This window comes from Streptomyces sp. Mut1, from assembly GCF_030719295.1.
Lineage (GTDB): Bacteria > Actinomycetota > Actinomycetes > Streptomycetales > Streptomycetaceae > Streptomyces > Streptomyces castrisilvae.
In genome coordinates this window covers 5,190,901-5,204,014 of sequence record NZ_CP120997.1, presented here as the reverse complement: position 1 = coordinate 5,204,014, position 13,114 = coordinate 5,190,901, and the positions used below count along the sequence as shown (strand labels likewise).

Sequence of the window (13,114 nt, the reverse complement as noted above, 5' to 3'; positions counted from 1 at the left end):
CTATCGCGACTTCGGATCGAGGGCGTTGCGGACGGCTTCGCCGAGCATGATGAACGCCAGAACGGTGATGCTCAGCATGATCGACGGGTACAGCAAGATGTGCTGTGCGACGCGGATCGAGCTGGCACCGGCGGAGATGTCCATGCCCCAGGAGATCGTTGGATCCCCGAGGCCCAGGCCCAGGTAAGACAACGTCGCCTCGGCCGAGATGTAGACACCCAGCGAGATGGTGGCGACGACGATCACCGGTGCCATGGCGTTGGGAAGGATGTGCCGGAAGAGAATCCGATTGGTCCCCGCGCCCAACGCCCTGGCGGCCTGCACGTAGTCCGACTGCTTGATCACGATCACGGCGCCTCGCATGACGCGCGCGATCTGGGTCCACCCAAGGAATGCCAGGGCGAAGATGACCACCCAGATCGAGTGATCGGTAAAGGCCTGAAGCACGACCATGGCACCGAGCAGGAAGGGAATTCCGAGGAAGACGTTGGTGAAGAAGCCGGAGAGCAGCGCGTCGACCCAGCCGCCGAAGTAGCCGGCGAGCATGCCGATAAGTCCGCCGAACAAGGTCACCAGGATGGTGACGCAGATGCCCACAGTAATCGAGGCCCGGGTGCCGTACACGACGCGCGCGTAGACGCTGTGGCCCTGACCGTCATAGCCGAGCCAGCCTTCAGAGCCGATCTTGCTCAGTTCCGGCTTGCCCAGATAGTGGTGCACCAGGTCTGCAGAGGTGGGCGAGGCACTGGTGAACAGGCCCGGGAACACCGCCATCACCAAAAGGATGAGGATGAGTACCGATGACACGATGAAGTACCAGTTGGAGCGCAGGTCCTGCCAGGCGTCACCCCACAGGCTGCGGGCCTTCTCGGTCTTCACGGTTGCTGCCGGATCCGCGATGGGCGCCTTGGCATCCTCGGGCGCGGAAGCGGTCTTGGTCACGTCAGGCATAACGGATCCTCGGGTCCAGGACCGCGTACAGCAGGTCGACGATGAGGCTCATGCAGAGATAGACGAGCACGAGGATGGTAACGAGGCCGACGAGCGTCGTGCCCTCGCGCTTGACGATGGATTCGTAGATCGTGCCGCCGACGCCCTTGACATTGAACAGGCCCTCAGTGATGATCGCGCCGCCCATGAGGGCTCCCAGGTCGGTGCCGAGGAACGTAATGACGGGGATCAGCGAATTACGCATCAGGTGGATACCTACGATGCGGCGCTTGGGAAGGCCCTTGGCGACAGCGGTCCGCATATAGTCCGAGCGCAGATTTTCGGCCATCGTCGTACGCGTAAGTCTCGCCACGTAGGCAAGTGAGAGCGAGCCCAGCACGATTGCAGGCGCCAGCAGTTCGCTCCATTTGGCTTCTCCCGAGACGTTCGGTGAGATCCAGCCGAGTTGGAAGGCGAACACCGCCTTGACGATGAAGCCGAGGACGAAGACTGGGATCGAGATAATCAGCAGAGTGAAGATCAGGATCGCGTTGTCGACGAGCCTGCCGGCACGCAGGCCGGCGACGGTCCCGAGCCCGATGCCGATGACGATCTCGATAACGAAGGCCAGGCCTGCCAGCCGGAGGGTGACGGGGAACGCGTCGCCGAGAACGTCCGTGACGGGACGCCCACTGGCTATCTGGTCACCGAAATCAAAGTGCAGGACGATGCCTGTCATGTAATTCCAGTACTGCTGCAGGATCGGAAGGTCGAGACCCTTCTCATGGCGAAGTCTCGCCAGAGTGGCCGGGTCGGCACCCTTGTCCCCGAAGAGCCCGCGCACGGGGTCGCCGGGCAGCGTGTAGACCATCAGGAAGATCAGCAGCGTTGTCCCGAGGAAGACCGGGATCATCTGGAGCAGTCGTCGTGCGACATAGCGCCCCATCATGCCTCCATGTAATAGGCGGCGGCAGCCGACGGGCCCTCCCCCGCCCCGACTTCCCCTGTGGGGTGGTCGGTCGCGTGGAAGGGCCCCCCGGCCACTGCGTGCGGGCAGGCGCGGACCGGTTTTTCCTGCCGGTCCCGCGCGTGCGCGCGGACTACGTCGGTGTGGTTACTTCTTGACTTCGATCTGGGTCAGGATCGGGTCGCCGTCCTGCGCGTAGTCGACGTTCTGGACCTTCTCCGAGTAACCGGCGTTGACCTTGTAGTACCAGAGCGGGATGGAGGGCATGTAGTTCACCAGCTCCTTCTCGATCGCCTGGTACGCCGCGACGGACTCGTCGAGGCTCGCGGCGGAGTCCGCGGCCTTGATCTTGGCGTCGAGTTCCTTGTTGGAGAAGAAGCCGTTGTTACCGGCCGCGTTCGTGCGGAACAGGTCGCTGATGAAGTTCGCGTTCACCGGGTAGTCGAGCACCCAGCCACTGCGGTAGAACGACTTGACCTGCTTGGCGTCACGGGCGTTCAGGTCGGCCTGGAAGTCGGCCTTCGAGTCGCCGGCGCACGCGACACCGGTCGCCTGGGTGATGCTGTTGCAGACAGCCTCGACCCATTCCTTGTGGCCGCCGTCGGCGTTGAACTGGATGTAGATCTTGTTGCCCGGAACACCGCCGCCCTCCTTGATGAGGGCCTTGGCCTTGGCCGGGTCGTACTTGGTGACGTCGCCCGCGACGTCCTTCTGGTAACCGAGAACGCCCTGCGCGACCCAGCCGGTGGCCGGCTCACGGGTGCCCTGGAGCACCGTCTTGGTGATGGTGTCGCGGTCGATGGCCATCGACAGGCCCTGGAGGACCTTCGGGTCGGTGTCCTTCCACTGCTTGGTGTACATCGCGACGCCGATGGTCTGGATCGCGGAGTACGCCTTGTCGACGGCGCGGTCACCGAGGTCGGACCGGTAGACCGGGAGGTCCTTCGGGCCGATCTGGCGCAGCACGTCGACGTTGCCGGACTTCAGGTCCTCGTAGGCGGTTTCGAGGGTGGTGTAGTTCTTGAAGATCACACCACCGTTCTTCGCCTTGTCGGCACCCTTGTAGTCGTCGTTGCGGACGACCTTGATCTGCTTCTTGTGGTCCCAGCTGACGAACTTGTACGCGCCGTTGCCGACCGGCTTCTCGCCGGCGGCCTTCGGGTCCGCGTAGAAGGACTCGGGCAGCGGGGAGAAGACCGTGTAGCCGAGCTTGTACGAGAAGTACGGGAGCGGGGCGCTGAGCTCGATGGTGAACGTGTAGTCGTCCACCTTCTTCAGACCGGACATGCTGTCCGACTTCGGCTTGGCCTTCGCGTCGTCCGGGTGGACGTCCGCGTAGCCCTTGATGTCGCCGAACCAGGACGCGTTGGTCTGGTCGTTCTTGATGTTGGCGGCCCAGTTCCAGGCCTTGATGTAGGACTCGGCCGTGACGGGGGTGCCGTCGTGGAACTTCCAGTCCTTCTTGAGCTTGACCGTCCAGAGCTTGCTGTCCTTGGTCTCGACAGACTCCGCGTTGATCATCTCAAGCTTGCCGGCCGGGTCGTAGTCGACCAGCTGCGAGAAGATCGCGTCGGTGACGATGCTGCCGTTCGACTCCATCGTGTTGGCCGGCTGCAGCGGGTTCTGCGGCTCACCGACCTCGACGGAGAAGATGCCGTCGGGGTTGACAGCACCCTTGGCGCCGCCCTTGCCCTTGTCTGCGTCGTCGTCGCCGCCGCCACAGGCAGTCGCAGCCAGGGCGATGATGGCCGCTCCCGCGACCCACTTGGCGCTCTTGGCACCACGCATGGGTTTCCTCCTCATGAGTCCACTTTTGACTACAAGAAGGGCACTGGGTCGATACACCGACACCCCTGACGGTGATCGTTTCAGTGCCCTTAGTGTGCTCGTGAGTCGGCGCACTCCCCACGGTGCGTGACCCATTGACCCGAGCTCAACGGAGCCAACTATTAAGTACGTCTGGGCCGTAAACCACACTTAAAGGGTCTCGGTTTGACAACATCCGTCACTTGCGCTGTTCGAAATCCGGACAAACCGAGCACAGACAGACACCCCCGAAACGGACTGTTAACACACGTTTCGGAGAGCGATATCCGATAGCCGGACGGATCGCCCTCACAAAACGTTTGACTTCCGCACCCGGACCACCGGATGAGCATCCCTCATTGCCGCCGGGGCCCCGGCGCACGCCGAAGGGGCCCCACGGCGGCGACACGGCAATCGGCAGCCACCGAACAAAGCGTCGATGACTGCCGATTGCCGGCCTCCAGGGACCGCCCGCCGCAGAGCGGCCCGGAATCAGGACATGGGGCCGGCCGGCTCGCACCGGAAACGGCCCGGCCGGCTCAGGGGCGGGCCAGCGCCCAGACCCAGCCGACGGACCCTCCGAGATTGAGGGCCTTGCAGTAGTACTCCGGGCCCGCCACGTTGGCGGCGGTGTTGCACGCCTTGGCGCCCGCCGACGTGTAGCCGTACCACTGGACTATGACCTCCGCCGACGAGGTGCCCGCGGCAAGGCCCACCGTCAGAGCCGCCGCGCCCACCACGGTGGCGATCCTCGCCCTGAGCCGTCCCCGCGAAGCCGCTCCACCGCGTGTCACTGCACTCATGCTTTCCGCCCCTCGATCAACCGTCCGCTGCGCCGCTCGGCACACCGACATCAGGGACATATCCGCTGTGCGAATATGCCGCTCCTGATAGCGGACTCAGCCTAGGGAAAGACCGCAGGACGTACAGACGGACGACCGATGCACACGAGATCCCCCTGACCGGAAGGGTCGTTTCCCCTTCCGGTCGGGTACGGATCAGGCAGCCGGCGCCGGGCCGGGTCAGCTGTGCTTGGCGCGGGACGCGGCGCGGCCGCGCTCCTTCTGGTCGAGGACGACCTTGCGGATACGCACGGTCTCCGGGGTCACCTCGATGCACTCGTCGTCGCGGCAGAACTCCAGGGACTGCTCCAGCGACAGCTTGCGGGCCGGCACCACGTTCTCCGTGGTGTCGGCGGAGGCCGCACGCATGTTGGTGAGCTTCTTCTCCTTGGTGATGTTCACGTCCATGTCGTCGGCGCGGGAGTTCTCGCCGATGATCATGCCCTCGTACACCTCGGTGCCGGCCTCGGTGAAGATGACACCGCGCTCCTGGAGGTTGACCATCGCGAACGGCGTCACCGTGCCCGAGCGGTCCGCGACCAGCGAGCCGTTGTGACGGGTGCGCAGCTCGCCGAACCAGGGCTCGTGGCCCTCGAAGATGGAGTGCGCGATGCCCGTGCCGCGGGTCTGGGTCAGGAACTCCGTACGGAAGCCGATGAGGCCGCGGGACGGGACGATCCACTCCATGCGGACCCAGCCCGAGCCGTGGTTCGTCATCGTCTCCATGCGGCCCTTGCGGGTCGCCATCAGCTGCGTGATGGCGCCGAGGTGCTCCTCCGGCGAGTCGATCGTCATGCGCTCGATCGGCTCGTGCGTCTTGCCGTCGATCTGCTTGGTGACGACCTCCGGCTTGCCCACGGTCAGCTCGAAGCCCTCGCGGCGCATCTGCTCGACCAGGATGGCGAGCGCGAGCTCACCGCGGCCCTGGACCTCCCAGGCGTCGGGGCGCTCGGTCTCCAGGACGCGCAGCGAGACGTTACCGATCAGCTCGCGGTCGAGGCGGTCCTTGATCTGGCGCGCGGTGACCTTGTGGCCCTTGCCGCCCTTGCCGACGAGCGGCGAGGTGTTCGCGCCGATGGTCATCGAGATGGCCGGCTCGTCGACCGTGATCAGCGGGAGCGCGATCGGGTTCTCGGTGTCGGCCAGGGTCTCGCCGATCATGATGTCCGGGATACCGGCGATGGCGCAGATGTCGCCGGGACCGGCCTTCTCGGCGGGCTTGCGGGTGAGCGCCTCGGTCATCAGCAGCTCGGTGATCCGGACGTTGGACTGCGTACCGTCGCGCTTGATCCAGGTGACCGTCTGGCCCTTGCGCAGCTCGCCCTGCTCGACGCGGCAGAGCGCGATGCGGCCGAGGAAGTTGTCGGCGTCGAGGTTGGTGACGTGCGCCTGGAGCGGGGCGTCCTCGTCGTACTCGGGGGCCGGGACCGTGGAGAGGATCGTGTTGAAGAACGGCTCCAGGCTGGTGCTGTCCTGCGGGACCGTGCCGTCCTCCGGCTTGGTCAGCGAGGCGACACCGTCACGGGCGCAGGCGTAGACGATCGGGAACTCGATCTGGTCCTCGTCGGCGTCCAGGTCGAGGAAGAGGTCGTACGTCTCGTCGATGACCTCGGAGATCCGGGAGTCCGGCCGGTCCGTCTTGTTGATGCAGAGGATGACCGGCAGCTTCGCGGTGAGCGCCTTGCGCAGCACGAACCGGGTCTGCGGCAGCGGGCCCTCGGAGGCGTCGACCAGCAGCACGACCGCGTCCACCATCGACAGGCCGCGCTCGACCTCGCCGCCGAAGTCGGCGTGGCCGGGGGTGTCGATGATGTTGATCGTGATGACGTCGCCGCCATCCTTGGGGTGGTACTTCACGGCCGTGTTCTTGGCCAGGATCGTGATGCCCTTCTCACGCTCCAGGTCGTTCGAGTCCATCATGCGTTCGTCGAGGTTCTCGGCGGCGTGCGCGGCGAAGGCGCCGGCCTGCCTGAGCATGGCGTCGACCAGCGTGGTCTTGCCGTGGTCGACGTGGGCGACGATGGCTACGTTACGGATGTCGTGGCGCGTGGGCATGGGTGGCTTGCGCTTCTCTCGGATCGGGGATTCAGGCGTCTTAGTCGGTCTTGAGTCCTCGTACGCCCGCCGGGCGGACACGCCACGGCTAGTCCCATGTTACGGGGCAGCCGCCGCTGCGGCTTCCCCGGCAGGTTTCCCGGGTCGGTGGAATGGGCACGGCCCTGCCCGCCGGTGGGTTGGCGGGCAAGGCCGTTGAGCTGCTTGCGATCCTTCCGGTCCGGCTCCGACCTGCTACTTCTTGCCGTGGGCCGGCGCGCCCGCGGCCCGAGGGGCCTTGTACCCGATGTCCTGGTAATGCGGCACCCCGAAACCGAAGGCCCCGACGTTCACGAGCTTCCGGTCGGCCGCGACGAGCTGGGGGCGCTGGAAGAGGGGAATGGACCCGGCGGCGGCCCAGATCCGGGCGTCCGCCTGCTTCATCAGGTCACGGGCCGTCTTCTCGTCCAGCTCCGAGACCGCCTGGTCGAAGAGCTGGTCGATGTGGTCCGTGCCGACGCGGGTGTAGTTCTGCTCGACCAGCAGCGAACCGTCGCTCGCGGGCACCGGCTTGGCGAAGATCGGGCGGTCGTCGGTGGCCGGGTAGGCGCTGGCGGGCCAGGAGTACAGGGCCATGTCGTAGTCGCCGGACGCGACGTGGTCGCGGAAGTAGCTCTCGTCGGACACCTTGGTGATCACCGTGCGGATGCCGATCGTGTCGAGCATGGCCGCGATCTTCTCCCCGACGCTGCGCAGACCGGCGGAGCCGGGCCCGGAGGGCAGGACGAAGCGCAGGCTCAGCGGCTTGCCGTTCTTGCCGAGCGGTCCGCGGGCCACGTCGGGCGCCTGGGCCGGGGCCGCGGTGCCGGCCGGGGCGTAGGCGCCGGCCGCGCCACCGGGCTGCCGGTCCTGGGCCAGGACCACGTCCCGGGCGTCCTCGGACGCGCCCGTGTTCCCGAGGTGTCCGGCCTGGCGCAGCAGGGCGGCGCTCTGCGCGGCGGCGGCGGGGGCGGGCGCGATGACGGGGGCGGCGCCGGGCTTGTTGTCGTCGCCGACGATGTAGAGGCCGTCGCCGGCGGAGGGCTCGCCCGCGGCGGCGCGGCTCGCCTTGCCGTCGTCCCCGGCCTTCTTCTCCGCCGCCTTGTCCTCCTTCTCCCCTGCCGTCTTCTCCCCGGCCTTGTCCTCTTCCCCTGCCTTCTTCTCCTCGGCCTTCTTCTCCGCCGCGTCCTTCTGCTGCTTCTCGCCCTCGCTGCCGGCCTTGGTGCCGTCGCTCTTCTTGAGAGCTCCCTCGCGCGTCCAGCCCGCGTCGGCGAGCAGCGCCTGGGCCTGCTCGGTGTCGTGGCCGCCGAGCGCCTGGCTGCCGTCCTTGTACGCGGGCTGCCCGGCGAGGGCGAGGTGGCTGCCGAGCGGCTGCGCGGGCAGGCCGAGCGGCTTGAGAACGGTGTCGGCGAGCTCCTGGCGGTCCAGGGCGCGGGCCACGGCCCGGCGCACCCGGTCGTCGGCGAGCGGCCCGGTCTCGCCGTTGAGCGCGAGCTGGGTGTAGGCGGGCTCCAGCGCCTTGCGGACGGCGTAGGCGCGCAGCCCGCTCTGCTCGGTGGCGTACGCCTCGGCGGCCTTGGCCTTGTCGTCCCTGGCCTCCTGCTCCTCCTCGGCCGCCTCCTCGTCGGAGCCGTGCGCGACCGCCCAGGAGCGCAGCGCGGCGGCCGGGGTCAGTTCGGCGCCCGGTCCGGCGGCGGGCTGTGCGCCGCCGGCGCCCTCGCGGGCGGCCTGGGCGATGCGGTGGGCGGAGGTCGCGTCGATGTCGGCGACGTCGATGGTGCCCTCGGCCAGCGCGTCGGTGCGGTCCTCGGGCTTGACCGCCTTGAAGACCAGCGAGTCGAGCTTGGCCGGGCTGCCCCACCAGCGCGGGTTGCGGGTGAGCGTGACGGACCCGGTCTTCTTGTCCACCTCGCGCAGCCGGAACGGTCCCGCGGTCGCCTTGACGGTGGTCCGGGCTCCGTCGTTGAAGGCGTCCGGGGAGCCGGTCACCTGCTTCGGGTACAGCGGGGAGAACAGCGAGCGCCAGTCCGCGTACGGCTTGGCGAAGGTGACCTTGACCTCCAGGTCGTCGGCGCCGCGTTCGATCTTCTGGATGCGCTCGTACCCGGCGTTGCGGGCGGTCCAGAACGCGGAGTCCTTGCCGCTCAGCGCGCGCCACTGGGCGACGAAGTCCGGCGCCCCGATCTCGCGGCCGTCGCTCCAGACCGCCTGCTGGTTGAGCCGGTAGACGACGACCTGCCGGGGCTCGCGCTCGACGACCTTCGCGGATTCCAGGTAGTCCGGGTTCAGTTGCGGCATGCCCTTGGAGTCGAGCGGGAAGAGCGTCGGCAGCAGGGCTCCGGTGATCCGGGTGGTGGCGCTGTCTGCGTCCGCCTGGAAGGCGTTGAGGGTGGCGGGCATCGCGTCGATCGCCCAGGTGACCTTGCCGCCTTCGGCGATCTGCGAGCGGGCGGCGGGGGCCACGTCCTGGGGGACGACGACGGCGGCGGGTGTCTCCTCACCGCTGGAGCTGCATCCGGCCAGGGCGGGGATCGTGAGCACGCCCGTGGTGAGGAGGGCGAGCGAGCGCTTGCGGGCCGTCCCGCGCGGGACGCCGACGTGGGACATGGCTGTTACCTCCGGGGACGGCCCGGCCCGCCCGCAGCCGAAGGGGCCGGATTCTGCGTGTTTGGTGGCATTTGCAGTTGATCACACTGATTCCGCCCCTCCACTGAAGGTGGCTCCGCGCGGGAAAGTGGTGCCGACACGGCGCGTCCGCCCGAAAGCTCACCCATGCGGCGGAGCGCCGCGACCCGGCCGGCCACGGCGCTCCGCCGCATGGGTGTGGGCCCGCCGCTCAGCCCAGGAGCTTGACGATCTCCTCCGTGGTGCCGGTCTCGCCGAGACGCGGGAAGATCCGCTGGACGCTGTTGTCATGGGCCTCGGCGCTCATGTCGGTCATGGCGTCCGTGGCGAGGGTGACGTGGTAGCCGTGCTCGTGGGCCGAGCGGGCCGTGGACTCGACGCCGATGCTGGTCGCGATTCCGGCCACCACGACCTGGGTGACGCCCCGGCGGCGCAGCTGGAGGTCGAGGTCGGTGCCGTAGAAGGCGCCCCACTGCTGCTTGGTGACGACGATGTCGCCCTCGCGCGGGCCCAGCTCCGGGACGATCTCCGCCCAGTCGGCGGCCGGCTTGCCGGAGCGGGCGGGGCCCTCGGTGCGGCCGGGGGCGCCCCCGGTGACGCGGACCAGGACGACCGGGAGGCCCTTGGCCCGGAAGGCGTCGGCGAGGGTCGCGGCGCGGGCGACGACCTCGGCGGTGGGGTGGGCGCCGGGCAGGCCGGTGATGCCCTTCTGGAGGTCGACGACGATCAACGCGGTGTTCGGGTCGAGAACGGTGGCGGTCATGGTGGTGCTCCTCGGGATGGATGGGGTCGCGCGGGCCGGACGGGCCGGCGCGGGATCAGGTGCGGCCGCGCGGGGCGCGGTCGGTGAGGGTGAGGATGGTCAGCAGGGCGCCCGGTACGGCGGCGGTGAACGGCGCGAGGGAGGGCCGGGCGGGCACGGGACGCGGGTCGACGCGCCCGATCCGGGCCGACTCGGGCAGCGGCGGGGTGGTGAGCCGGGCAGCGGGTGCCGTACGCCGTGGGCGGACGGCCGTGTGTATCCCCGCGGGAAGCACGTCGCGAACGGTCACGAACCGACCAGGCGCTCGATGAGGGCGGCGGCCTCCGCGACCGTGCGCCGCTCGTGCCCGTCGAGTTCGGCGGCGACGGCCTCGGCCAGCCAGTTCCGCTTGGCGGCCCGGACCTCGGCGAGCGCGGTACGCCCGGCGTCCGTGATCGACATGACCGATTTACGCCCGTCGGCAGGGTCCGGCGCCCGCTCCACGAGCCCCTGCCCCTCCAGCGCGCCCAGGGTCAGCCGCATGGACTGGGGGCGTACGAACTCCGCACGCGCCAGATCCGCCGTGGTCGCGGCTCCTCCGTCGTCCAGCCGGGCCAGCACCGAGCGCTGGGTCGGCGTCAGCGGGGACTGCGACGACGAGGAACGCAGCCGCCGCAGCAGCCGGCCGACCACGGAGGCCAGCTGGTTCGCCACCTCCTCGGCCGAGGGATCGACCGAGGCATCGACGGAGGGACTGGCGGCGGGATCGGCGCGAGGCCCTTCCGCCGGGCCCCCGGGTGCTTGCGTCATACATGCACCGTAGAAGATGGACAGGCCACCTTGCAAGGCAACCTGTCATTCTCCGACGACCCGCTGCCACACCGGCCGCCGCACCGCCCAAAGCCAGTCACCGCCGGGTCGCGACCCCTCGAAGGTGGACATAGCCTCACAAACGTGACGCCGCCTGTGAGCCGTACCCGGATTCTCATACCGGGCCGGGCGCTGCTCGCCGTGCTGCTGACGGTGTGCTGGCTGGCCCTGACCCCCGCCCCGTCCGCACGCGCCGACGGACCGATCACGCTCTCCCGCGACGGGCAGATCACCGACAGGGTGGGCGCGCTCGGCCACCGCGGGCCCCAGGTGGTCACGGCGCTCGACCGGCTCTACGACAAGCACCGCGTCCAGCTCTTCGTGGCGTACGTCCGTGACTTCTCCGGGCGCTCCCCGCAGGACTGGGCCGACGAGACGGCCGACCGCAACGGACTCGGCCGCGACGACGTCCTGCTGGCCGTCGCCACCCACGACCGGCAGTACGCCTACTCCGTCGACCAGGACTCCCGCCTCACCGACGCGCAGCTCCGGGACGTGGCGAACACCGCCGTCGAGCCGGCGCTCAGGCAGCACGACTGGGCGGGCGCCGCGATCGGGGCCGCCGACGGATACACGGCCGTCCTGTCCGGCGAGGCCGTGCCCACCCCCACGATCAAGCCGGGCGCCGACGACCCCGGCGCGGGCTCCGGCGGGACCGGCACCGGCGACCTCCTCCTGCCGGTCGTCCTCGTCGGCGCCATCGCGGTCGTCGCCGCGTACGCCTTCCTCCGGCGCAAGAGGCGCGCCACCACCCGTACGACGCCCGGCGCCACGGGCTGGGGACCGGCGGGCCCGGGACGGGGCGGGGCCGGGCCGCCGCCCGCCCCGCTGCCCGAACTCGACGCCCAGGCCAAGGAGACGCTCGTCGCCACCGACGACGCGGTGCGCACGAGCGAGGAGGAACTCGGGTTCGCCACCGCCCAGTTCGGGGAAGAGGCCGCCGCGCCCTTCACCGAGGCGGTGGCCTACGCCAAGGGCGAGCTGACGGCCGCGTTCCGGCTGCGCCAGCAGCTCGACGACGCCTTCCCGGAGGACGACACGACCCGCAGGCGGATGCTGGACGAGATCATCAGCCGCTGCGCGGACGCGGACGGCCGGCTGGACGCGGTCTCCGAGGACTTCGACCGGCTGCGCGAGCTGGAACGCGACGCCCCGCAGGCCCTCGCCGCCGCCGAGACCGCGTTCCGCGAGCTGACCGGCCGGGTCTCGGCGGCCGAGGCGGCGCTCGCCTCGATGCGCGAACGGTACGCGGACGGGGCGTCGGCCCCCGTCGCGGGCGACGTCGAGCAGGCCAAGGACCGGCTGGTCTTCGCCACCTCCTCGCTCAACCGGGCCCGGCAGGCGGTGGACGGCGGCGACCACTCGGCCGCGGCCGTCTACGTACGGGCCACCGAGGGTGCCATCGGCCAGGCCGGCACCCTCGTCGACGGCGTCGAGCGGCGCGCCCGGGAGCTGGACGAGGCGGCGCGGAAGCTGCCGGCCGCGCTGACCGAGATGGAGACGGACCTCGCGGACGCGGACGGGCTGCTCGAAGGCACGGCGCCGGGGGCGTCCACGGCGGACCTGCGGGGCCGGATCGCCCGCGCACGGTCGGTGGCCGGTGATGTGCGCGGGGAACAGGGCGCCGGCCGGTACGACCCGATCGGCGCGCTGCGCCGGGTCGAGGAGGCGGACGCGGCACTGGACGAGGCGCTGGCCGGTGCGCGCGAGCGGGAACAGGGCGACGTGCGGGCCCGCTCGCTGCTCGACCAGGCGATGCTCACCGCGCGCTCGGCGGTGGGCGCCGCCGCCGACTTCATCACCACGAACCGGGGCGCGGTCGGCAGCCGGGCCAGGACCCGGCTCGCGGAGGCGCAGCGCCGGCTGGAGCGGGCCCGCGAACTGGCCGGCGCCGGCGACCCGCAGGCCGCGCTGGCCGAGGCGCAGCGGGCGGACGCGCTGGCCGGCGAGGCACGCGGCCTGGCCGAGCAGGACGTACGGGGATACGGCGGCGGTCCGGGCGGCATGGCGGGCGGAGGCGGCGGCATGGGCGGCGCGGTCCTCGGCGGCATCCTGCTCGGCGGGCTCCTGGGCGGAGGCGGCCGCCGGGGCGGCGGATTCGGCGGGGGCGGCTTCGGCGGCGGAGGTTTCGGAGGCGGCTTCGGCGGGGGCGGCGGGCCGGGGAGCTTCGGCGGCGGAGGCACCCGGGGCCGGCGCGGCGGAGGCGGCCGCTTCTGAACGCCCGTACGCCCCGACCCGACCGAGCAGCAGGACCGGACA

Annotated in this window: 10 protein-coding genes; 1 reads left to right on the top strand and 9 read right to left on the bottom strand. The window is 70.0% G+C overall.

Annotation, left to right across the window (positions count from 1 at the left end):
- From P8A18_RS22740 to P8A18_RS22700, 9 genes are all read right to left on the bottom strand, one after another.
- On the bottom strand, window positions 1-951 hold the full coding sequence (locus P8A18_RS22740; RefSeq protein ID WP_306057116.1) for an ABC transporter permease: 951 nt from the start codon (window positions 949-951) through the stop codon (window positions 1-3).
- On the bottom strand, window positions 944-1,876 hold the full coding sequence (locus P8A18_RS22735) for an ABC transporter permease (RefSeq protein ID WP_306061081.1): 933 nt from the start codon (window positions 1,874-1,876) through the stop codon (window positions 944-946). The genes P8A18_RS22740 and P8A18_RS22735 overlap by 8 nt, the downstream gene beginning before the upstream one ends.
- 168 nt (window positions 1,877-2,044) lie before the next feature.
- Window positions 2,045-3,685, bottom strand: a complete 1,641-nt coding sequence (locus P8A18_RS22730) for a peptide ABC transporter substrate-binding protein (RefSeq protein WP_306057114.1) — start codon at window positions 3,683-3,685, stop codon at window positions 2,045-2,047.
- 557 nt (window positions 3,686-4,242) lie between these two features.
- Complete coding sequence (locus tag P8A18_RS22725) at window positions 4,243-4,506, bottom strand: hypothetical protein (RefSeq protein ID WP_306057112.1); 264 nt, start codon at window positions 4,504-4,506, stop codon at window positions 4,243-4,245.
- A 219-nt stretch (window positions 4,507-4,725) separates the two neighbouring features.
- Window positions 4,726-6,600 (bottom strand): translational GTPase TypA, encoded by a 1,875-nt coding sequence (gene typA, locus P8A18_RS22720; RefSeq protein ID WP_306057111.1) that lies wholly within the window; start codon window positions 6,598-6,600, stop codon window positions 4,726-4,728.
- A gap of 234 nt (window positions 6,601-6,834) precedes the next feature.
- Window positions 6,835-9,225 (bottom strand): ABC transporter family substrate-binding protein, encoded by a 2,391-nt coding sequence (locus P8A18_RS22715; RefSeq protein WP_306057109.1) that lies wholly within the window; start codon window positions 9,223-9,225, stop codon window positions 6,835-6,837.
- 229 nt (window positions 9,226-9,454) lie between these two features.
- Window positions 9,455-10,006 (bottom strand): isochorismatase family protein, encoded by a 552-nt coding sequence (locus P8A18_RS22710; RefSeq protein WP_018550247.1) that lies wholly within the window; start codon window positions 10,004-10,006, stop codon window positions 9,455-9,457.
- A gap of 55 nt (window positions 10,007-10,061) precedes the next feature.
- On the bottom strand, window positions 10,062-10,295 hold the full coding sequence (locus P8A18_RS22705; protein WP_306057107.1) for a hypothetical protein: 234 nt from the start codon (window positions 10,293-10,295) through the stop codon (window positions 10,062-10,064).
- A complete protein-coding gene (locus P8A18_RS22700; RefSeq protein WP_371933705.1) occupies window positions 10,292-10,795 on the bottom strand; it encodes a MarR family winged helix-turn-helix transcriptional regulator in 504 nt (167 codons plus the stop codon). The genes P8A18_RS22705 and P8A18_RS22700 overlap by 4 nt, the downstream gene beginning before the upstream one ends.
- Window positions 10,796-10,951: 156 nt before the next feature.
- Between P8A18_RS22700 and P8A18_RS22695 the strand changes: the two genes are divergently transcribed.
- A complete protein-coding gene (locus P8A18_RS22695) occupies window positions 10,952-13,072 on the top strand; it encodes a TPM domain-containing protein (RefSeq protein ID WP_306061078.1) in 2,121 nt (706 codons plus the stop codon).
- Window positions 13,073-13,114 lie beyond the last annotated feature (42 nt).

Bases quoted from the DNA above. Each gene is read 5' to 3' on its own strand.
- P8A18_RS22740 (WP_306057116.1), bottom strand. From the start codon at position 951: ATGCCTGACGTGACCAAGACCGCTTCCGCGCCCGAGGATGCCAAGGCG.
- P8A18_RS22735 (WP_306061081.1), bottom strand. From the start codon at position 1,876: ATGGGGCGCTATGTCGCACGACGACTGCTCCAGATGATCCCGGTCTTC.
- P8A18_RS22730 (WP_306057114.1), bottom strand. From the start codon at position 3,685: ATGCGTGGTGCCAAGAGCGCCAAGTGGGTCGCGGGAGCGGCCATCATC.
- P8A18_RS22725 (WP_306057112.1), bottom strand. From the start codon at position 4,506: ATGAGTGCAGTGACACGCGGTGGAGCGGCTTCGCGGGGACGGCTCAGG.
- typA (WP_306057111.1), bottom strand. From the start codon at position 6,600: ATGCCCACGCGCCACGACATCCGTAACGTAGCCATCGTCGCCCACGTC.
- P8A18_RS22715 (WP_306057109.1), bottom strand. From the start codon at position 9,225: ATGTCCCACGTCGGCGTCCCGCGCGGGACGGCCCGCAAGCGCTCGCTC.
- P8A18_RS22710 (WP_018550247.1), bottom strand. From the start codon at position 10,006: ATGACCGCCACCGTTCTCGACCCGAACACCGCGTTGATCGTCGTCGAC.
- P8A18_RS22700 (WP_371933705.1), bottom strand. From the start codon at position 10,795: ATGACGCAAGCACCCGGGGGCCCGGCGGAAGGGCCTCGCGCCGATCCC.